The organism is Streptomyces sp. NPDC030296 (assembly GCF_055572815.1).
On the sequence record NZ_JBVICQ010000011.1, the window covers coordinates 78,285 to 97,124 of the forward strand.

Genomic DNA, 18,840 nt, shown 5'->3' on the forward strand with positions numbered 1-18,840 from the left:
CGTTGCGTACAACGAGGACCCCCACCCTAGAGCTTCGGGGGCGGGCGCCTTGTAGCTCGGGGGTGCGCGGTTCGCCGCCGGGTGCGGGTGCGTGGTGGTTTCTCGCGCAGTTCCCCGCGCCCCTGGGGTTCGGGCCTGCGGCCCGCCCTTCATCCTGAAAAGCACGGGCGCAGCCCGGTCGCTTGCCAGGGGCGCGGGGAACTGCGCGAACGCCCCCCACTCACCCGCACCCCGCGACGAAACCGTACCCCCTACGGGGGATCCCGGACCGCCGTCCCGTCAGCCCCCCGCCCTCAGTACGTCAACCACGATCGGCCCCGCCGCCTCACCCCCGCGGCCCCCCGCCTCCGCCATCGCCGCCGCGGCGACACCGTCGCGGAAGCCGGTGAACCAACTGTCCGCCACGTCCTGTCCGTCGACCTCCGCGGAGCCGGTCTTCGCGCCGATGTCGCCGGTCAGTCCGGACATGACGCGTGCGGCGGTGCCCTGCGGCGAGGTCGCGGTGAGCTTCATCATCTGCTTGAGCTGCGCGGCGGTGGCGGGGGCCAGGCCCCGTGCCGTGGCCAGTTCGCGGTCGTCCAGGTCGGGTGACACCAGGTACGGCTGGCGGAACTCGCCGGTGATCGCGGTGGCCGTCACCGACGCCATGTTCAGCGGGTTCATCGTGACCTGGCCCTGCCCGATCGCGTTGGCCGCGCGGTCCGGCCCCACGGACTCCGGCACCGTGCCGTCGGCGGAGGTGATGCCCGTCTTCCAGTTGTCCCTGCCGAGGCCGAACCGCTCCTGCGCCTCCTTCGTCAGCGAGGCGTCGTTCATCGGGTCCTCGTCGATCAGCTTGATGAAGGCCGTGTTGCAGGACCGCATGAACGCCTTGGCGAGCGTCGCGCCGGACGACTCGTCGGCCTTCATCCCCGGCAGGTTCTTGAAGGTCTGGCTCTTCCAGGTCGCGGTGTCGGGGCAGGGCGCGGGGCCGTTCATCGTGGCCACACCGTTGTCGATGAGCGTGGCGGCGGTGAGGATCTTCATGGTGGAGCCGGGCGGCACCTTCCCCTCGAACGCCGCGTTGAAGGCGTCGTCGCGGTGGTTGGCGACGGCCAGCACCTCACCGGTGCCGGTCTTGACGGCGACCACGGACGACTCGGCGTACTTCTCGACGGCTTTCTCGGCGGCGGCCTGCACCTTCGCGCTGATCGTCGTCTTCAGCTCGCCCGCCTTGCCCTTCGCGAGGGTCAGCAGGGGGGTGTCGGCGGCGTTCGTGGCGGTGTGCCGGATCGCCAGCTCGATCCCGGGGGTGCCGCCCGCCTTGTCGCCGTAGCGTTCGCGCAAGGTGTCCAGGATCGGCCCAAGGGAGGGGTACTTCTCCTTCGTCAGGGCCGCGCCGTCACGGTCCACGGCCTCGATGGGCGGCGCCTCGGCCTCCCCGGTGTACAGCTCGTCGCCCTTCTTGAGGTCCGGGTGCACGACGGACGGCGCCCAGTCGACGAGGGCCCGCCCGGTGGTCTCGCCCCGCACCACGGTCAGCCGGCTCCTGTACCCGAGCTTCTCGGTCTTCCCCTTGTACGACACCGTCGCCCGGACGGAGAACGGCACGGTCCGGCCGCCCGCCCCGGTCGGCTCGCCCGGCGTGATCCGCACCTCGCCGATCCGCGCGGCGCCGGTGTACTCCCCGAGCAACTTCCCCGCGCTCACCGCGTCGTTGGTGTACGACGACGCCGTCTTCGCGTCGCCCTTCTCCCACGCGGCGAAGAACTTCTCCGTGGTCTCCGCGACCTCGTCGGAACTCGGCGGGCCCGTCCGTCTCTCCGTGCCGGTCCCGTCGTTCAGCGCGTCGAAGAAGTTGTACGTCCCGTACCCGGCGCCCCCCACCATCACCACGAGCACGCCGCCGACTATGGCGACCTTGGCCCCCTTGCGCATGACCTCTCCCCGTTCGTTCCCCGTGAGCGGTCCCGGTATCTGACCCGGACCGCTTTGAACATGTTCAGAAATCGCTTGCCGCGCCTCACTGTAAGCGCGTGGGTGACGAACGGGACGGGTGTTCCCCGAATCGTTAGCCCCGGACGTCTTTCCACATACGCGAACGCCAATCGCGGTGCGGACCGGGGCCGGTCGCCGGGATGCGACCCATGGGGCTGAAGTGCACGGTGGTACTGGGGGTGTTACTTGGAGGCGAGAGACATGCGACGTTCGACCACTTGCGTGACCCTGGCCGCCTCGCTGGTCCTTGCGGGAGGCGCGGCCGTAGCGGTACCCCAGAGCCCTGACTCCCCGGCGCGCACGACGGCGGCGCGCGCGGCGGCACCCGAGCGGCCCGTCGCGCACGGGACCGTGGACGTCTGCAACCAGACCATCCAGCGGCCCACCCTGAAGATCGGCTCGTCGGGCAGCGCCGTCCGGCAGGCCCAGTGCTACCTGAACAACTCGATGACGGGTCCCAAGCTGGCCGTGGACGGGAACTTCGGGCCCGTCACCAGTGCGGCGACGAAGCGGTTCCAGCAGTGCGCCGGCATCACCGTGGACGGCACCATCGGCGCCCAGACCTGGTCGTTCCTGGTCTTCTGGGCCAACTCGACGTCCAACGTGTGCTGATCGGCGCGTGCCGGCCGACGCGCCCCCACCGTCCCTAGACCCAGGTGTCCAGTCACTAGACCCAGGTATCCAGCCACATCCGTGAACGCCAGCCGTCGATCGGGATGGGCTGCCCGGTGTACAGCGGCCAGAAGTAGATGAAGTTCCAGGTGATGAGGAGGACGAGGACGCCCGCCGCGGCGGCGCCGGCCACCCGTCGGCGTTCGGTGGCCGCCGCGGGGCCGAGGACGGCGCCGACGAGCATCGCCACCGCCAGGCACATGAAGGGCAGGAAGACGACGGCGTAGAAGTAGAAGATCGTCCGTTCCTGGTACAGGAACCAGGGGAGGTACCCGGCGGCGATCCCGCAGGCGATGGCGCCGGCGCGCCAGTCGCGGCGGAACAGCCAGCGCCACAGGACGTAGAGGGTCGCGAAGGCGGCGGCCCACCACAGCAGCGGGGTGCCGATGGCGAGGACCTCGCGGGCGCACTTCTCGACGGTGTCGGTCGGACAGCCGTCCGTGCCGGGCGGCGGCGACTCGTAGAAGTACGAGACCGGCCGGCCGGCGATGATCCAGCTCCACGGGTTCGACTGGTACGTGTGCGGCGACGACAGGCCCACATGGAACTCGTAGACCGCGTGCTCGTAATGCCACAGGCTGCGCAGCCAGTCCGGCAGCCAGGCGAACCAGCCGCCCTTGCCCTCCGTCGCCGCCCAGTTGCGGTAGTAGCCGCCGGTGCCGTCGTCCGGGGAGACGATCCAGCCGGTCCACGAGACCAGATAGGTGACGATCACCACCGGGACCGTCGACAGGAACGCCCAGCCCAGGTCGCGCTGGAGCGTCGCGATCAGCGGCTGACGGGCACCGGCGACCTTGCGCGCCGAGTAGTCCCACAGCACCGTCATGATCCCGAAGAACACCAGGAAGTACAGGGCGTTCCACTTGGTGCCGAAGGCCAGGCCGAGGCACAGCCCCGCCAGCAACCGGTACGGGCGCAGGCCCAGCCGGGTCGTCTCCGCGACGAGCGGGTGGGGCCGTACGACCCCGTCGCCGTCCCGTGGCAGGGCCGCCGCCAGCCGCGCGCGTGCCTTGTCCCGGTCGATGACCAGACAGCCGAAGGCCGCCAGCACGAAGAACATCAGCACCTGGTCGAGCAGCGCCGTGCGGCTCATCACGAAGTGCAGCCCGTCCACCGCCATCAGCCCGCCCGCCAGGCAGCCCAGGAACGTCGAGCGGAAGATCCGGCGGCCGATCCGGCACAGCATCAGCACCGACAGCGTGCCGAGCACCGCCGTCATGAAGCGCCAGCCGAACGGGTTGAACCCGAACATCAGCTCGCCCAGACCGATGACGTACTTGCCGACGGGCGGGTGCACCACATACGCCGCATCCGTGGGGATCGGCACGTTCCCGTTGTTCTGGAGGATCAGCTCATTGGCGTTCTTGGCCCAGTTGACCTCGTATCCGCGGTGGACGATCGCCCACGCGTCCTTGGCGTAGTACGTCTCGTCGAATATCACCGCCTTGGGGCTGCCCAGGTGCCAGAACCGCAGCAGCCCCGCGACCAGCGTCACCAGCAGCGGACCGCCCCACGCCGACCAGCGCACCAGGCGCTCGGCGAGCCGCTCGCCCACCCCGATCGAGGCCCAGAAACGCGGGCCGGGCCGGGTGTACGGGGGCACGAGCCGGGCGCTGACGTCGCTTCTCCGCGGCGCCGAGTAGCCGAAACGGCGCAGCCGCTGCTGCCACGACGGCCGCTGGTCTTCGGTGGCCTGGTCCTGCCGGGTGTCCGTGGAGGACGCGGTACTGGTCACCGCGCCATCGTAGGGAACGCCGCTGTGGGAGTCCCGTGCGTCGGGGATGTGGCCCGTCGCCTCCCGCGCCTCGTCCGCCCGCCTGAGCGGCTGGGAGGATGGGGGGTGTGACAGGAATCCTTGTGTTGGCAGGTACTCCCATCGGCGACATCGCGGACGCCCCGCCCCGGCTGGCCGAGGAGCTGAGCGGTGCGGACGTGGTCGCCGCCGAGGACACCCGGCGGCTGCGCCGGCTCACCCAGGCGCTGGGTGTGCAGCCGAGCGGCCGGATCGTGTCGTACTTCGAGGGCAACGAGGCGGCGCGCACCCCGGAGCTGGTCGAGGCGCTGGCCGGGGGCGCGCGGGTGCTTCTCGTCACGGACGCGGGGATGCCGTCGGTCTCCGACCCCGGGTACCGGCTGGTCGCGGCGGCCGTCGAGAAGGACATCCGGGTCACCGCAGTCCCCGGCCCCTCCGCCGTGCTCACCGCACTGGCCCTGTCCGGTCTGCCCGTCGACCGCTTCTGCTTCGAGGGCTTCCTGCCGCGCAAGGCGGGCGAGCGGCTCGGCCGGCTCCGCGAGGTCGCCGACGAACGCCGCACCCTCGTCTACTTCGAGGCCCCCCACCGCCTCGACGCGACGCTCACCGCGATGGTCGAGGTCTTCGGCGCGGGGCGCCGCGCCGCGGTCTGCCGCGAGCTGACCAAGACGTACGAGGAGATCAAGCGGGGCCCCCTCGGCGAGTTGGCCGCCTGGGCGGCGGACGGGGTGCGCGGCGAGATCACGGTCGTGGTCGAGGGCGCGCCGGAGAAGGGGCCGGAGGAACTGGACGCGGCCGAGCTGGTCCGGCGGGTGCGGGTGCGGGAGGAGGCGGGGGAGCGGCGCAAGGAGGCGATCGCCGCGGTGGCGGTGGAGGCCGGGGTGCCGAAGAGGGAGGTGTTCGACGCGGTCGTCGCGGCGAAGCGGTTGCCGTAGCGGGGGGCCGCCGTAGGGGCGCGGGGAACTGCGCGATCAGCCCCCACTCCGCCGCACTCTGAGGGACCGCTCCCATGCCCCGGTAAAGCCGCGCAAAGCGCGGGTCTCGGACGGGGGGTCTTCCCACAAGGGGAGGCCAAATCAGCTTCAACAGACGGCAGGTCGGGTGCATTCGGGCCCGCTCCGGGCGTCCACTGGTCGTGAGGGCATACAAGGCCCTCACGGTCCAGCGGACAAAAGGAGCTGGCATGACCGAGATCGCAGAGCGGGCCGTACTGCGGAGCACCGCCACCGCTGTCGTTCACGAGTCGTATTCGTTCGCCTGCATGCGCTGCGGGCACGGCTGGGAGCAGTCGTACGAGATAGAGCACCACAACGACGCCCAGGGGCACGACTTCGTGATGTACGTGGCCGACGGTCATGTCGTGCCGTCGCCGCTGTCGCGGCCCACCTGCCAGAACTGCGACGGTCATGTCGTACGGATCATGCGCGCCGGCCAGGTCTCCTCGGTGCGGGACGCCGAGCGGCGCCGGGCCGTGCCGAAGCCCCGCCCGGTCGCGGCCCCGTCCGACGAGGCGGAGGCCGAGCGGACCGGGGCCCCGTCGGGTGAGAAGCCGGCCGCCGTACACCACCACTGGCACCTCTCCGACCTCCTGCACCCCTTCCACCGCAAGGCGAGCTGACCCCCGGCGAGCCTGCGCAAGGCGAGCCGTCCTCCCCCCGGCGCGCCTGGAGGACATGCCCCGATCCCGCGATTCGTAGGATCGGGGCATGCCTTCGAACGACTCCGGCACCGCCTCCGCCAAGCAGGGCAAGAACGCCGCGCCCCCGCTGCCCGCACCCCTCCGGGTGCCCGTCGCGGACTCGCACACCCATCTGGACATGCAGTCCGGCACCGTCGAGGAGGGCCTCGCGAAGGCCGCCTCCGTGGGGGTGACGACGGTCGTGCAGGTCGGCTGCGACATCAAGGGGTCCCGGTGGGCCGCCGAGACGGCCGCCCGGTACGACGCCGTCCACGCCACCGTCGCCCTCCACCCCAACGAGGCCCCGCGCATCGTGCACGGCGACCCCGACGGCTGGTCACGGCAGGGCGCGCGCGCCGCCGGCGGTGACGCCGCCCTCGACGAGGCGCTCGCCGAGATCGACCGGCTGGCCGCGCTGCCGCAGGTCAAGGGCGTCGGCGAGACGGGGCTCGACTACTTCCGGACCGGCCCGGAGGGCAAGGCCGCCCAGGAGCGGTCGTTCCGCGCGCACATCGAGATCGCCAAGCGGCACGGCAAGGCCCTGGTCATCCACGACCGTGACGCCCACGAGGACGTCCTGCGCGTCCTGAGGGAGGAGGGCGCGCCCGAGCGGACCGTCTTCCACTGCTACTCCGGCGACGCCGCCATGGCCGCGATCTGCGCCGAGCACGGCTACTTCATGTCCTTCGCCGGGAACATGACCTTCAAGAACGCGCAGCCGCTGCGCGACGCCCTCGCCGTCGCCCCCCTCGAACTCGTCCTCGTGGAGACCGACGCGCCGTTCCTCACGCCCGCGCCGTACCGCGGACGGCCCAACGCGCCGTATCTCGTTCCGGTCACGGTCCGGGCGATGGCCGCGGTGCGCGGCATCGACGAGGACGCCCTGGCGACGGCGGTCGCGGCGAACACGGCGAGGGCGTTCGATTACTGACGGATCACGCCCCGTCAGCCGTCCGGGGGAAGCGAAAAGATGATGAGCGCCCCCGTGTCGCGACACTGTGTGACCGCGTTGCTTGGGAGGGTGACCGCCGTCCGCTAGGTTCACGTCGCCCGACCCGGACCCGGATCGCCTCTGGAGCGTGTCGTCGTGAGCAACGTGAAGCCCCCACCGCCGTCGCCGTACGAGACCTACGACACCCAGCGGACGTACGAGACCCCCGAGCCACCGCGTCCGCGCCCGCGGCCGCAGCCGCACGTCGCCGAGACCCTGCGGTACGGCGTCCACGGGGACACCTACCGCCCCGCCTACGAGACCGGAGCGGACCCCGAGGCGGGCAGCCCGGCGGGGCCCGGCGGCCGTGGCGGCTCCCGGCGGGCGGTGCGGCGCAGCAGGTCCGCCGACCGGCCGGGCTCGCTGCGGCGGCTGGTGCCGCAGGCCCTGGTGGTGGCGTTCCTCGCCGGCGGGACCTCCGCGTTCGTGGCGAAGGACAAGGCGATCGAGCTGACCGTCGACGGCAAGCCGCGCACCCTGCACACCTTCGCCGACGACGTCGCCGAGCTCCTCGCCGACGAGGGCGTCGCCTTCGGCACGCACGACGTCGTCGCCCCCGCCCCCGGAACCGCTCTGACCAGCGGAGACGAGGTCGCCGTGCACTACGGGCGGCCCGTCCGCCTCACCCTCGACGGCCACCGGCGCGAGGTGTGGACGACCGCCCGCACGGTCGACGGCGCGCTCCGGCAGCTCGGGGTGCGAGCGGAGGGCGCGTACGTCTCCACCTCGCGCTCCCGGCGGATCGGGCGCGCGGGCCTCGAACTGGACGTCCGCACCGAGCGGACCGTCACCGTCATGGCGGACGGGCGGACGCGGACGATCCGCACCAACGCGGCGACGGTCGGGGAGGCCGTGGCGGAGGCCGGGGTCACCCTGCGCGAACAGGACACCACCTCCGTCCCGCCGACGAGCTTCCCCCGCGACGGGCAGACGGTGACCGTGCTGCGGGTGACCGGCTCGACGGAGGTGCGGGAGGAGCCGATCCCGTTCCGGGTGAGCCGCACCGAGGACCCCTCGCTCTTCCAGGGCACCGAGGTCGTCGAGCGGGGCGGCCGGCCGGGGACCCGGCGGGTCACCTACGCGCTCCGCACGGTCAACGGGGTCGCCCAGCCGCCCCGGCTGATGCGGACCGAGGTGGTGCGGGAGCCGCAGGACCGGATCGTGAAGGTGGGGACGAAGCGGCTGCCGACGTCCGTGGCCGGGGCGGACGGCCTGAACTGGGCGGCTCTGGCGGCGTGCGAGTCGGGAGGCCGGCCGAACGCGGTGGACCCGTCCGGTACGTACGGGGGGCTCTACCAGTTCGACACGCGCACCTGGCAGAGCCTCGGGGGCCGGGGCCGCCCCCAGGACGCGTCGGCGGCGGAACAGACCATGCGGGCGAAGAAGCTGTACGCGCAGCGGGGGGCGAGCCCGTGGCCCCACTGCGGGGCGCGGCTGCGGGGGTGAGCGGGGCGCGCCTTCGGGGATGAGCGGGGCGCCTAGTAGCTCGGGGGTGCGGGTGGTTCGGCGGGTGCGGGTGAGTGGGGGTTGTTCGCGCAGTTCCCCGCGCCCCTGAAAAGCGGCCGGGGCTGCGCCCCGTGCTTTTCATGGGAAGGGCGGGCCGCAGGCCCGTTCCCTTCAGGGGCGCGGGGAACTGCGCGAGAAACCACACACCACCCGCAGCCGCCAACGAACCCGCACCCCCGAGCTGTCAGGCGCCCGGCCCCCGTACCCTGGTGCTCGTGAGCAGCCCCTCCCCCGACGCCCTCCTGGGCCCCGCCGACGTCCGCGAACTCGCGGCAGCGCTCGGTGTGCGGCCCACCAAGCAGCGCGGCCAGAACTTCGTGATCGACGCGAACACGGTGCGCCGGATCGTGCGCACCGCGGACGTCCGCCCGGACGATGTCGTCGTGGAGGTGGGACCGGGCCTCGGCTCCCTGACGCTCGCGCTGCTGGAGGTCGCCGACCGGGTTACCGCCGTCGAGATCGACGACGTCCTCGCCGCCGCGCTCCCCGCGACGATCGCCGCCCGGATGCCGGCCCGCGCCGACCGTTTCGCCCTCGTGCACTCGGACGCGATGCATGTCGCCGAGCTGCCCGGCCCGGCGCCCACCGCCCTCGTCGCGAACCTCCCGTACAACGTCGCGGTCCCCGTGCTGCTGCACATGCTGGACACGTTCCCGACGATCGAGCGCACCCTGGTGATGGTGCAGGCCGAGGTCGCCGACCGGCTCGCCGCCGGGCCCGGCTCCAAGGTGTACGGCGTCCCCTCGGTGAAGGCGAACTGGTACGCGGAGGTCAAGCGGGCCGGCGCGATCGGCCGGAACGTCTTCTGGCCGGCGCCGAACGTCGACAGCGGACTCGTCTCGCTCGTCCGCCGCACCGAACCGATCAAGACGACCGCGACGAAGGCCGAGGTCTTCGCCGTCGTCGACGCGGCGTTCGCGCAGCGGCGCAAGACGCTGCGCGCCGCCCTCGCCGGATGGGCGGGCTCCGCCGCCGCCGCCGAGGCCGCGCTCGTCGCCGCCGGTGTCTCCCCGCAGGCCCGCGGCGAGGCCCTGACCGTCGAGGAGTTCGCCGCGATCGCCGAGAACCGCGCCGACGCCGACGCCCTCGGCACCGCCCAGCACACCCAGCGCACCGAGGAGTCCCGTCCGTCGTGAGCGTCACCGTCCGCGTGCCCGCCAAGGTCAACGTCCAGCTCGCGGTCGGCGGCGCCCGCCCCGACGGGTTCCACGACCTGGCCAACGTCTTCCTCGCCGTCGGGCTGTACGACGAGGTCACCGCCGCCCCCGCCGACGAACTGACCGTCACCTGTGAGGGCCCCGGCGCCGACCAGGTCCCGCTGGACCGCACCAACCTCGCCGCACGGGCCGCGCTCGCCCTCGCCGCACGCCACGGGATCGACCCGGCCGTGCGGCTGCACATCGCCAAGGACATCCCCGTCGCGGGCGGCATGGCCGGCGGCAGCGCGGACGCCGCGGGCGCGCTGGTCGCGTGCGACGCGCTGTGGGGGACCGGCGCCTCCCGCGCTGAACTCCTCGACATCTGCGCCGAGTTGGGCAGTGATGTGCCGTTCAGTCTGGTGGGCGGGGCGGCGCTCGGCACCGGGCGCGGCGAGCGGCTGAGGCCGCTGGAGGCGGGCGGCGTCTTCCACTGGGTGTTCGCGGTCGCGGACGGCGGGCTCTCCACCCCGGCCGTGTACCGGGAGTTCGACCGGCTCCACGAGGACGACGAGGTGCCCGAGCCCGTCGCCTCCCAGGCGCTGCTCGACGCGCTCGCCAAGGGCGACGTCGACGCCCTCGCGGCGTTCCTGCCCGGGTCCAACGACCTCCAGCCCGCCGCCGTGTCCCTGTTCCCGAAGCTGGCCGACACCCTCGCCGCGGGCCGGGCGGCCGGGGCGCTCGCCGCCCTCGTCTCCGGCTCCGGGCCGACCACTGCCTTCCTCGCCCGCGACGCCGCCTCGGCGCACACCGTCGCCGAGGGGCTCCTGGCGGCCGGCGTGTGCAAGGCGGCCCGTGTGGCCGTCTCCCCGGCGCCGGGCGCGACGATCCTCCCGTAGCGCGCGGGCTCCCACGGGGGCCCAACCGCACATACTCAGAACCGACTTGAGTACCTGAGCGCTGCCCGCCGCCCGGGGTGCCGCGCGACCGTACTCCCATGACTGCCAGCGTCAGCGCGAGCGCACTCGCCGCCGCCACCCCGTCCAGCCGTGACCGGTACGTCGACCTGCTGCGGGTCGCCTCGCTCGGCACGGTCGTCCTCGGCCACTGGCTGATGGCGGCCGTGACGACGGGCGGCGACGGCCGCGTGGAGGTCGGCAACCTCCTCGCCGTCGAGCCGCGGCTGCAGATCCTCACCTGGGCCTTGCAGATCATGCCGGTGTTCTTCTTCGTCGGCGGCTTCTCCCACGCCCTCTCCTACCGTTCCCTGCGCCGCAAGGCCCCGGAAGCCGCCTCCGTCTACCCGGCCTTCCTCCGCGCCCGCCTCCAGCGGCTGCTGCGGCCCACCATGGTGTTCATCGGGGTGTGGGGCGCCGCCGCCGTCCTCCTGCACCTCGGCGGACAGGTCGGCGGGCTGCTCGACGTGGCGCTGCGGCTGGTGGCGCAGCCGCTGTGGTTCATCGGGATCTACCTGGCGATGGTGGCGTTCACCCCGCCGCTGCTGAGGCTGCACGAGCGGTACGGCTGGGGAGCGTTCGGCGGGCTCGTCGCGGCGGCCGCCGCCGTGGACGTGCTGCGCTTCGCGCTCGGTGTGCCGTACGTCGAGTTCCTGAACTTCGCCTTCGTCTGGCTCGCCGTCCACCAGCTCGGATTCCTGCGCGCCGACGGCATGCTGACGCGGCCGTACCTGCTCGCAGGGGCGGGCCTCGCGGGGGCCGCGCTGCTGGTGGCGTACGGGCCGTATCCGCTGTCGATGGTCGGGATGCCCGGCGAGAAGGTGTCGAACATGGCGCCGCCGACCTTCGCGCTGCTGTGCCACGGGGTGTGGCTGGTCGGCGCGGTGGAATGGGTGCGCGGGCCGGTCACGCGATGGCTGGAGCGGCCGAAGGTGTGGCGGGCGGTCGTGGCGGCCAACGGCATCTCGATGACGGCGTTCCTGTGGCATTTGACCGCGATGCTCGGCGTGTACGGGGTGCTGCTCGCCCTCGACACGGCCCTGCCGGCCCCGGCGACCGGTGCCTGGTGGGCCCAGCTGCCCCTGCGGCTCGCCGCGGCGGCCGTGCTGACGGCCGTGCTCGTGGCCGCGTTCCGGGGCTTCGAACGGCCAGCGGCGCGCGGCGGACAGGGGCGCCCCGCCGGGTCGGCGTCGCGTGCCGGATACGCGGGGATCGCCGCGGCCCTCGGCGTGACCCTCTGCCTGTTCGGCGTCCTCGGGCTGTCGATGGTCGGCTTCGGCGGACTCTTCGAGGGCCGGACGGCCCTGCTGATCGCCGTCCAGGTGACGGCACCGGTGGCGGTGGGAATGACCCTCGCGGGGTGGCTCCTGGTGGAGCGGGTGGGCCGGGGCGCGTCATAGCTCGGGGCCGTGGGTGCGTTGGCGGGTGCGGGTGGGTGGGGGCTGTTCGCGCAGTTCCCCGCGCCCCTGAAGGGAACGGGCCTGCGGCCCGCCTTTCCTCCTGAAAAGCACGGGGCGCAGCCCCGGCCGCTTTTCAGGGGCGCGGGGAACTGCGCGAGAAACCCCCACCCACCCGCACCCGCCGGACCCACCCGTACTCCCACCCCCGTACGCGCGGATACTCCCACCGGCAGACGACCACCCCCGCCACCCCCGGCAGGGTGACCCCATGAGGACAAACCGCCCCGTACGCCGGGCCCTCCTGGTCGTCCACGTCGCCGTCTCCGCCTGCTGGCTCGGGCTCACGCTCGGGCTGCTCGCGCTCGGGGTCACCGCGAGCACCACCGGTTCGGCGGTGACCGTGGAGGCGTCCGTGCGCGCGATGAAGCTGTTCGCGGACTGGCTGCTGATCCCGGTCGCGCTCCTGACGTTCCTCAGCGGGCTGGCCCTGTCGCTGGGCACCGCGTGGGGCCTGGCCAGGCACCGCTGGGTGTACACGAAGTTCTGGCTGACCCTGGCCACGCTCACCGCCACCGTCCTCGCCCTGCGCCCCGGTGTGAACGGGGCGGTCACCGCCGTCGCGGCGGGCGGCCCGCTGCCCGACGCCGGTGACCTGCTGTTCGGGCCGGTCGTGTCGTTCTCCGCGTACGTCTTCATGACGGTGATCTCGGTCCTCAAGCCCTGGGGGCTCACCCGGCGCGGCCGCCGGCTGCGGGCGGCCGCACGGGGCCGGGGCAAGCGTCCCGGCACGGCCGGCACGGCCGCCGACTACCCTGGAGGGTCGATCGTCCCCGTGGCAGGAGAGTAATGGCCGTCAACCTGGTCAATGTCGAGAACGTCAGCAAGGTGTACGGCACCCGCGCCCTGCTCGACGGGGTCTCGCTCGGCGTCTCCGAAGGGGACCGGATCGGAGTCGTGGGCCGGAACGGGGACGGCAAGACCACCCTCATCCGGATGCTCGCCAAGCTGGAGGAGGCCGACACCGGGCGGATCACCCACTCCGGCGGCCTCCACCTCGGCGTGCTCACCCAGCACGACTCCCTCGACCCGGCCGCCACCGTCCGTCACGAGGTCATCCGGGACATGGCGGACCACGAGTGGGCGGGCAACGCCAAGATCAGGGACGTCCTCACCGGGCTGTTCGGCGGGCTCGACCTGCCCGGCTTCCCACAGGGCCTCGACACCGTCATCGGCCCGCTCTCCGGCGGTGAGCGGCGCCGTATCGCGCTCGCCAAGCTGCTCATCGAGGAGCAGGACCTGATCGTCCTGGACGAGCCGACGAACCACCTGGACGTCGAGGGCATCTCCTGGCTCGCCAACCACCTGCGGGAGCGGCGCTCCGCGCTGGTCTGCGTCACCCACGACCGCTGGTTCCTCGACCAGGTGTGCACCCGCATGTGGGACGTGCAGAAAGGCTCGGTCTACGAGTACGAGGGCGGCTACTCCGACTACGTCTTCGCGCGGGCCGAGCGGGAGCGGATCGCCGCGACCGAGGAGGTCAAGCGGCAGAACCTCGTCCGCAAGGAGCTGGCCTGGCTGCGGCGCGGCGCCCCCGCCCGCACGTCGAAGCCCCGCTTCCGGGTCGAGGCGGCCAACGAGCTGATCGCGGACGTACCGCCGCCGCGCGACACCAGCGAGCTGATGAAGTTCGCGTCGACCCGCTTGGGCAAGACCGTCTTCGACCTGGAGAACGTCACGGTCCAGGCCGGGCCGAAGGTGCTGCTGAAGCATCTGACCTGGCAGCTCGGCCCCGGTGACCGCATCGGCCTCGTCGGCGTCAACGGCGCAGGCAAGACCTCCCTGCTGCGGGCCATGGCCGACGCCGCCCGCAGCGAGGGCGAGAAGCAGCCGGTCGCCGGGCGCGTCGTCACCGGCAAGACCGTCAAGCTCGCCTACCTGTCCCAGGAGGTCGCCGAACTCGACCCCGCGTGGCGGGTGCTCCAGGCCGTGCAGCAGGTCCGCGACCGCGTCGACCTCGGCAAGGGGCGCGAGATGACGGCGGGACAGCTCTGCGAGACCTTCGGGTTCAACAAGGAGAAGCAGTGGACGCCGGTCGGCGACCTCAGCGGCGGTGAGCGGCGGCGGCTCCAGCTGCTGCGGCTGCTGATGGACGAGCCCAACGTCCTGTTCCTGGACGAGCCCACCAACGACCTCGACATCGAGACCCTCACCCAGCTGGAGGACCTCCTCGACGGCTGGCCCGGCTCGATGATCGTCATTTCCCACGACCGGTTCTTCATCGAGCGGACGACGGACCGGGTGTTCGCTCTGCTGGGTGACGGCACGCTGCGGATGCTGCCGCGCGGGATCGACGAGTACCTGGAGCGGCGCCACGCCATGGAGGAGGCCGCGGCGGCGGCCTCGCCGGTCGCCGCCAAGGCCGCCGCCTCGGCCTCGGAGAAGACCGTGTCCGCGGCCGACGCGCGCGCCGCGAAGAAGGAACTCCAGAAGATCGAACGGCAGTTGGACAAGCTCTCCCAGCGGGAGACGAAGCTGCACGCGCAGATCGCCGACAACGCGACGGACTTCGCGAAGGTGGCCGAACTCGACGCGGAACTGCGGACGTTGGCGGGGGAGAAGGACGAGCTGGAGATGCGCTGGCTGGAACTCGCGGAGGACGCGTAGCGGTTATCGGGTGGCGGGCTCTGCCGTGGGGGCCGCTGTTCGATGCCGGGTGCCGGATGTGGGTGGCTGATCGCGCGGTTCCCCGCGCCCCTTCAGGGCGTCGGCCGCGTCCGGGCTTTGTCAGTCCTCCGAGTGTCCTCTGAAGCCTTGCGGGGCAAGGGGCGTGCGTCCCGTGAAGGGGGCGTGAAGGAGCGTAACGGAGGCATCACGGGGCGGTTCTCCCTTGGGAACAGGGGAGCGACCGGCCCCGTGCGCGGTCGTGTCGCAGTGATAGAAAGAGCCGACTGACAACGGTCCGGGAAGCGACACCACGCGTGACGACGGGTGGCTCGAAAGCAGCGAAACAGGGGGAATCGCGCTGATGACTCAGCCACCCAACCAGCCGCCTCAGGGCGGCTTCGGAGCTCCGCAGAACCCCGGACCGCAGCAGCCGTACGGCTATCCGCAGACCCCTCCGCCGCAGGGCCCGCCCGCGCCGACCCCCGGCTACGGCTACCCACAGCAACCGCCCGCGCAGTCGGGCCCGTACGCCCAGCAGCCCGGCCCGTACGCGCCGCAGCCGGGGCCCTACACCCCGCCGCCGCAGCCCGGTTACGGCTATCCGCAGGGGCAGTACCCGGGCGCGCCCACCGCGCCTTCGGGCGGTGGCTCCAAGAACCCCTTCAAGGGCAGGCCCGCCCTGGCGGTCGGCGCGGCGGTGGCCGCGCTCCTCGTGATCGGCGGCACCGTGTTCGCGGTGACGAGCCTCGGTGACGACGGCGGCAAGAAGGAACCGGTCGCCAAGGAGAGCGCGAGCAAGGGCGCCGACGACCCCAAGGCGTCCTCCTCCCCGTCCGCGCCCGTCAACCCGGGCGACGGCAGCGGGGGTGGCGGCGAGGACCTCGACATCTCCGACCTCAACGAGGGCCGCAAGGCCGGCGAGGCGAAGGTGCTCTGGTACAAGAGCGCGCCGGACGCGCCCGGTTCGGGTGCGGAGGCCCCTGGCCTGTGGGTCACCCACAAGGTCGCCGTGAAGGCCGCCTACAAGCAGCTGTTCGCGTTCGACGTCCAGAGCGGCGACCCCGCCTGGGACCCCATCGAGTTCAAGGGCAAGATCTGCACGGTCACCCCGCAGGCGACCGCCGACGGCCACATCGTGGTCGCCTCCAAGCGCGGCACCAGCAACGACTCCGAGTGCGACCAGCTCCAGCAGATCGACCTGAACACCGGGAAGACGGGCTGGACCGCCGAGTTGGAGAAGGGCGCCCTGTTCGACAGCAACATCAGCGTCGGCCTGTCCGTCACCGGTGACACGCTCATGGTGGGCCGCTCGCAGTCCGGCACCGCGTACGACGTCGACACCGGCAAGAAGCTCTGGGACAAGAAGGAGTACGGCCAGTCCTGCTATCCGGGCGGGTTCGCGGGCGGAGCACGGCTGGTCGCTGTCTCCTCCTGCGCGGTCGGCTCCGAGGACAAGCAGCACGACGAGGTCCAGGAACTCGACCCGAAGACCGGCAAGGCCAAGTGGACGCGGAAGATCCCCAAGGGCTGGCGGGTCGACCACGTGTACTCGCTGAACCCGCTCGTCCTCTACCTCAGCAACGAGGACGAGAAGAAGTGGAACATCTCCGTCTTCAAGGCCGACGGTTCCACCCGTTCCCAGCTCGACGTCAAGGGCTCCTTCAAGCCCGACTGCGACACCGGGATCATCTCCCGCAACCTCCAGGGCTGCTCCGGCATCGCGGCCGACGCCGACACGCTCTACCTGCCGACCGAGGCGAAGGACGACGCGAACGAGATCGTCGCGGTCAACCTGTCCACCGGCAAGGAGAAGTGGCGGGTCAAGTCCCCCGCCGACGCGGCCATGTCGGCCGTGAGGATCGAGAACTCCAAGCTGATCGCGTACGTCGAGTCGACGTACGGGGGCGAGGGCGGCCAGATCGTGTCGTTCCCCACCACGGGCTCCAAGCGCAAGGTGACGAAGCTCCTGCAGATGCCGGACAGCGCCGCGAAGATCGAGAGTTCCTTCTACTCGAAGGCCATCGACTACGTGGACGGGCGCTTCTACATCTCCACCACCCTGCTGACGGGCGTGGACGAGTCGAAGGAGAAGTTGATGCTGGCCTACGGCAAATGAGCCGGGGACCGGTGTCCCGGTCGACCTCCCCTCTCGTCCCTCACCCGCCTTCCGATCTCCGCTCCGAGGTATTCACGTCATGACGCAGCCGCCGCCCCCGCCGAACCAGCCGCCGGGCCCGCCCCCGAACCAGCCGCCGCAGCCCCCGGCCCAGCCCCCGCAGGACACCCCGCCGCAGGGCGGCTTCGGCGCGCCCACACCCCCGCCGGCCGGCGGTTTCGGCGCCCCGACGCCCCCGCCGCAGGGCCCGCCGCCCGCACAGGGCGCCGGCTACGGCTACCCGCAGACGCCCCCGCCCGCGCAGGGCCCCGGTTACGGTTACCCGCAGACGCCCCCGCCGCAGCCCGGCTACGGCTACCCGGGACAGCCGGGCCCGTACGGGCAGCCGCAGCCCGGTCCGTACGGCCAGCAGCCCTACGGCCAGCCCGGTCAGCCGTACGGCTACCAGCAGCCGACCATGGCGATGCAGCCGCAGGTCCCCGGCGGCAAGAAGAAGGTCAACTCCACGGCGATCATCATCACCGCGGCGGTCGCGGCCATCGCCCTCATCGTCGGCGGCGGCGTCTGGTACGCCACATCCAAGGGCGGCGACGACGACAAGAAGAACACCGCCAGCTCCGAGGGCACGACCGGCGGCAAGGACGACCCGAAGGGCACCGACGGCGGCACCTCGTCGTCCGGCGGCTCGTCGTCCGGCGGTGTGGAGATCCCGGCCGAGGCGCAGGAGAAGGTGCCCTCCAGCACCAGTGCCAAGGTCCTCTTCCAGGTGCCGGCGCACGAGATCAAGGACAAGGGCCAGATCGACAGCGTCAAGGGGTCCTGGCTCACCGACAAGACGTACGCCAAGGCCGGTCTGAACAAGATCGTCGGCTATGAGCCGGACAGCGGCAAGGCCAAGTGGACGCTGGACCTGCCCGGCCAGACCTGCGCGAGCTCCCGTGAGATCACCACGGAGGGGATCTCCGTGGTGATCACCGAGGAGGCCAAGCGCAGCAAGGCGGACGAGCGCCCGGCGTGCACCCAGGTCATCGCGTTCAACGTCGACACCGGCAAGGAGATCTGGGCCAAGAGCGCCGACGTCAGCGGCAGCAAGGTGCCGTTCGGCGAGGTCACCATCTCCGGTACGACGGTCGCCGCGGCCGGCGGCTACTCCGGTGGCGCGGCCTTCGACGTCAACTCCGGCAAGGTGCTGTGGTCGCCCAAGGCCGGCGAGTGCACGGACGAGGGCTACGCGGGCGGCGCCCAGCTGGTCGCGGTCCGCAAGTGCGGCGACTACGGCGAGGAGACCTTCGAGGTCCAGCTGCTCGACCCGAAGTCGGGCAGCGTCAAGTGGACGTACAAGCTGCCCTCGGGCATCGACCGCGCCAAGATCATCTCCACCAAGCCGGTGGTGTTCGGCGTGGTGACCGGCAGCGACGTGCCGCTGACCGGCACCAGCGACATCTTCTCGCTGGACGACAAGGGCAAGCTGCGCGCCAAGATCTCCATCCCGGACAAGAAGTACAACTACGACTGCCCGGTCCGCGGCGTGTGGTCCTGCAAGGGCATCTACGTCGGCAACGACAAGGTGTACATGCCGACCGAGAACCACGACGGCACCGGTTCCTACAGCAGGACCAACGAGATCGTCTCCTTCTCGCTGGCCACGGGGAAGTCCACGGGCGACCGGGTGGACGCGGGTGACGACTACGAGCTGTTCCCGATCCGCATGGACGGCCCGAACGTCATCGCCTTCAAGGACGGCCCGTACGACAAGGGCGCCCAGGTCGTCTCCATCGACGGCAAGACGCTGAAGCAGACCACCCTCATCGAGACCCCGTCGTCCGAGTCGGTCCTCCGCGCGATCAGCGCGATGGTGCCGACGCTGAGCGAGATGCTCTACACCGACGGACGGTTCTTCATCGGCAAGGACCTGGTCAGCAAGCCCTACGACGAGGACGAAAAGGAGTACACGGCGCTCGGTTTCGGGGCGAAGTAACCCCACGCGCCCC

Annotated in this window: 14 protein-coding genes; 12 read left to right on the top strand and 2 right to left on the bottom strand. The window is 71.9% G+C overall.

All coding sequences use genetic code 11. The features are described from left to right. Positions 1-279 precede the first annotated feature (279 nt). Positions 280-1,917: a penicillin-binding transpeptidase domain-containing protein gene (locus tag ACZ4Z3_RS29515; RefSeq protein ID WP_468503879.1), complete on the bottom strand. Its 1,638-nt coding sequence runs from the start codon at positions 1,915-1,917 to the stop codon at positions 280-282. Positions 1,918-2,178: 261 nt separating this feature from the next. On the opposite strand from ACZ4Z3_RS29515, the gene ACZ4Z3_RS29520 reads away from it, so the two are divergent. Then, a complete protein-coding gene (locus ACZ4Z3_RS29520) occupies positions 2,179-2,589 on the top strand; it encodes a peptidoglycan-binding domain-containing protein (protein WP_468503880.1) in 411 nt (136 codons plus the stop codon). 55 nt (positions 2,590-2,644) lie between these two features. Here ACZ4Z3_RS29520 and ACZ4Z3_RS29525 read toward each other — a convergent pair whose 3' ends face one another. Further along, a complete protein-coding gene (locus ACZ4Z3_RS29525) occupies positions 2,645-4,384 on the bottom strand; it encodes a dolichyl-phosphate-mannose--protein mannosyltransferase (protein WP_468503881.1) in 1,740 nt (579 codons plus the stop codon). A gap of 107 nt (positions 4,385-4,491) precedes the next feature. On the opposite strand from ACZ4Z3_RS29525, the gene rsmI reads away from it, so the two are divergent. The 11 genes from rsmI to ACZ4Z3_RS29580 all read left to right on the top strand — a co-directional run bounded on the left by rsmI (position 4,492) and on the right by ACZ4Z3_RS29580 (position 18,827). Next, the gene (gene rsmI / locus ACZ4Z3_RS29530) at positions 4,492-5,337 is read left to right on the top strand and encodes a 16S rRNA (cytidine(1402)-2'-O)-methyltransferase (RefSeq protein WP_468503882.1); all 846 of its coding nucleotides are present in this window, start codon (positions 4,492-4,494) and stop codon (positions 5,335-5,337) included. Positions 5,338-5,585: 248 nt separating this feature from the next. Then, a complete protein-coding gene (locus ACZ4Z3_RS29535) occupies positions 5,586-6,020 on the top strand; it encodes a hypothetical protein (RefSeq protein WP_468503883.1) in 435 nt (144 codons plus the stop codon). 88 nt (positions 6,021-6,108) lie between these two features. Continuing rightward, a complete protein-coding gene (locus ACZ4Z3_RS29540) occupies positions 6,109-7,011 on the top strand; it encodes a TatD family hydrolase (RefSeq protein ID WP_468503884.1) in 903 nt (300 codons plus the stop codon). Positions 7,012-7,167: 156 nt separating this feature from the next. Then, positions 7,168-8,517, top strand: a complete 1,350-nt coding sequence (locus ACZ4Z3_RS29545; RefSeq protein ID WP_468503885.1) for a ubiquitin-like domain-containing protein — start codon at positions 7,168-7,170, stop codon at positions 8,515-8,517. A 275-nt stretch (positions 8,518-8,792) separates the two neighbouring features. Then, entirely contained in the window at positions 8,793-9,713 is a 921-nt protein-coding gene (rsmA, locus tag ACZ4Z3_RS29550) for a 16S rRNA (adenine(1518)-N(6)/adenine(1519)-N(6))-dimethyltransferase RsmA (protein WP_468503886.1), read from the top strand. Next, entirely contained in the window at positions 9,710-10,612 is a 903-nt protein-coding gene (locus tag ACZ4Z3_RS29555) for a 4-(cytidine 5'-diphospho)-2-C-methyl-D-erythritol kinase (RefSeq protein ID WP_468503887.1), read from the top strand. Before rsmA ends, ACZ4Z3_RS29555 begins: the two co-directional genes overlap by 4 nt. Positions 10,613-10,710: 98 nt before the next feature. Continuing rightward, positions 10,711-12,069: an acyltransferase family protein gene (locus ACZ4Z3_RS29560; RefSeq protein WP_468503888.1), complete on the top strand. Its 1,359-nt coding sequence runs from the start codon at positions 10,711-10,713 to the stop codon at positions 12,067-12,069. Between the two features lie 268 nt (positions 12,070-12,337). Then, positions 12,338-12,916: a DUF2269 domain-containing protein gene (locus ACZ4Z3_RS29565; RefSeq protein ID WP_468503889.1), complete on the top strand. Its 579-nt coding sequence runs from the start codon at positions 12,338-12,340 to the stop codon at positions 12,914-12,916. Further along, entirely contained in the window at positions 12,916-14,733 is a 1,818-nt protein-coding gene (locus tag ACZ4Z3_RS29570) for an ABC-F family ATP-binding cassette domain-containing protein (protein ID WP_468503890.1), read from the top strand. The genes ACZ4Z3_RS29565 and ACZ4Z3_RS29570 overlap by 1 nt, the downstream gene beginning before the upstream one ends. A gap of 361 nt (positions 14,734-15,094) precedes the next feature. Beyond that, complete coding sequence (locus ACZ4Z3_RS29575) at positions 15,095-16,849, top strand: outer membrane protein assembly factor BamB family protein (RefSeq protein ID WP_468503891.1); 1,755 nt, start codon at positions 15,095-15,097, stop codon at positions 16,847-16,849. 79 nt (positions 16,850-16,928) lie between these two features. After that, positions 16,929-18,827, top strand: coding sequence for an outer membrane protein assembly factor BamB family protein (locus ACZ4Z3_RS29580; RefSeq protein WP_468503892.1), 1,899 nt, complete (start codon positions 16,929-16,931; stop codon positions 18,825-18,827). Positions 18,828-18,840: the final 13 nt, after the last annotated feature.

Coding starts and splice junctions, on each gene's coding strand:
- ACZ4Z3_RS29575 (WP_468503891.1), top strand. CDS start 15,095: ATGACTCAGCCACCCAACCAGCCGCCTCAGGGCGGCTTCGGAGCTCCG.
- ACZ4Z3_RS29520 (WP_468503880.1), top strand. CDS start 2,179: ATGCGACGTTCGACCACTTGCGTGACCCTGGCCGCCTCGCTGGTCCTT.
- ACZ4Z3_RS29580 (WP_468503892.1), top strand. CDS start 16,929: ATGACGCAGCCGCCGCCCCCGCCGAACCAGCCGCCGGGCCCGCCCCCG.
- ACZ4Z3_RS29535 (WP_468503883.1), top strand. CDS start 5,586: ATGACCGAGATCGCAGAGCGGGCCGTACTGCGGAGCACCGCCACCGCT.
- ACZ4Z3_RS29560 (WP_468503888.1), top strand. CDS start 10,711: ATGACTGCCAGCGTCAGCGCGAGCGCACTCGCCGCCGCCACCCCGTCC.
- ACZ4Z3_RS29515 (WP_468503879.1), bottom strand. CDS start 1,917: ATGCGCAAGGGGGCCAAGGTCGCCATAGTCGGCGGCGTGCTCGTGGTG.
- ACZ4Z3_RS29540 (WP_468503884.1), top strand. CDS start 6,109: ATGCCTTCGAACGACTCCGGCACCGCCTCCGCCAAGCAGGGCAAGAAC.
- ACZ4Z3_RS29570 (WP_468503890.1), top strand. CDS start 12,916: ATGGCCGTCAACCTGGTCAATGTCGAGAACGTCAGCAAGGTGTACGGC.
- ACZ4Z3_RS29565 (WP_468503889.1), top strand. CDS start 12,338: ATGAGGACAAACCGCCCCGTACGCCGGGCCCTCCTGGTCGTCCACGTC.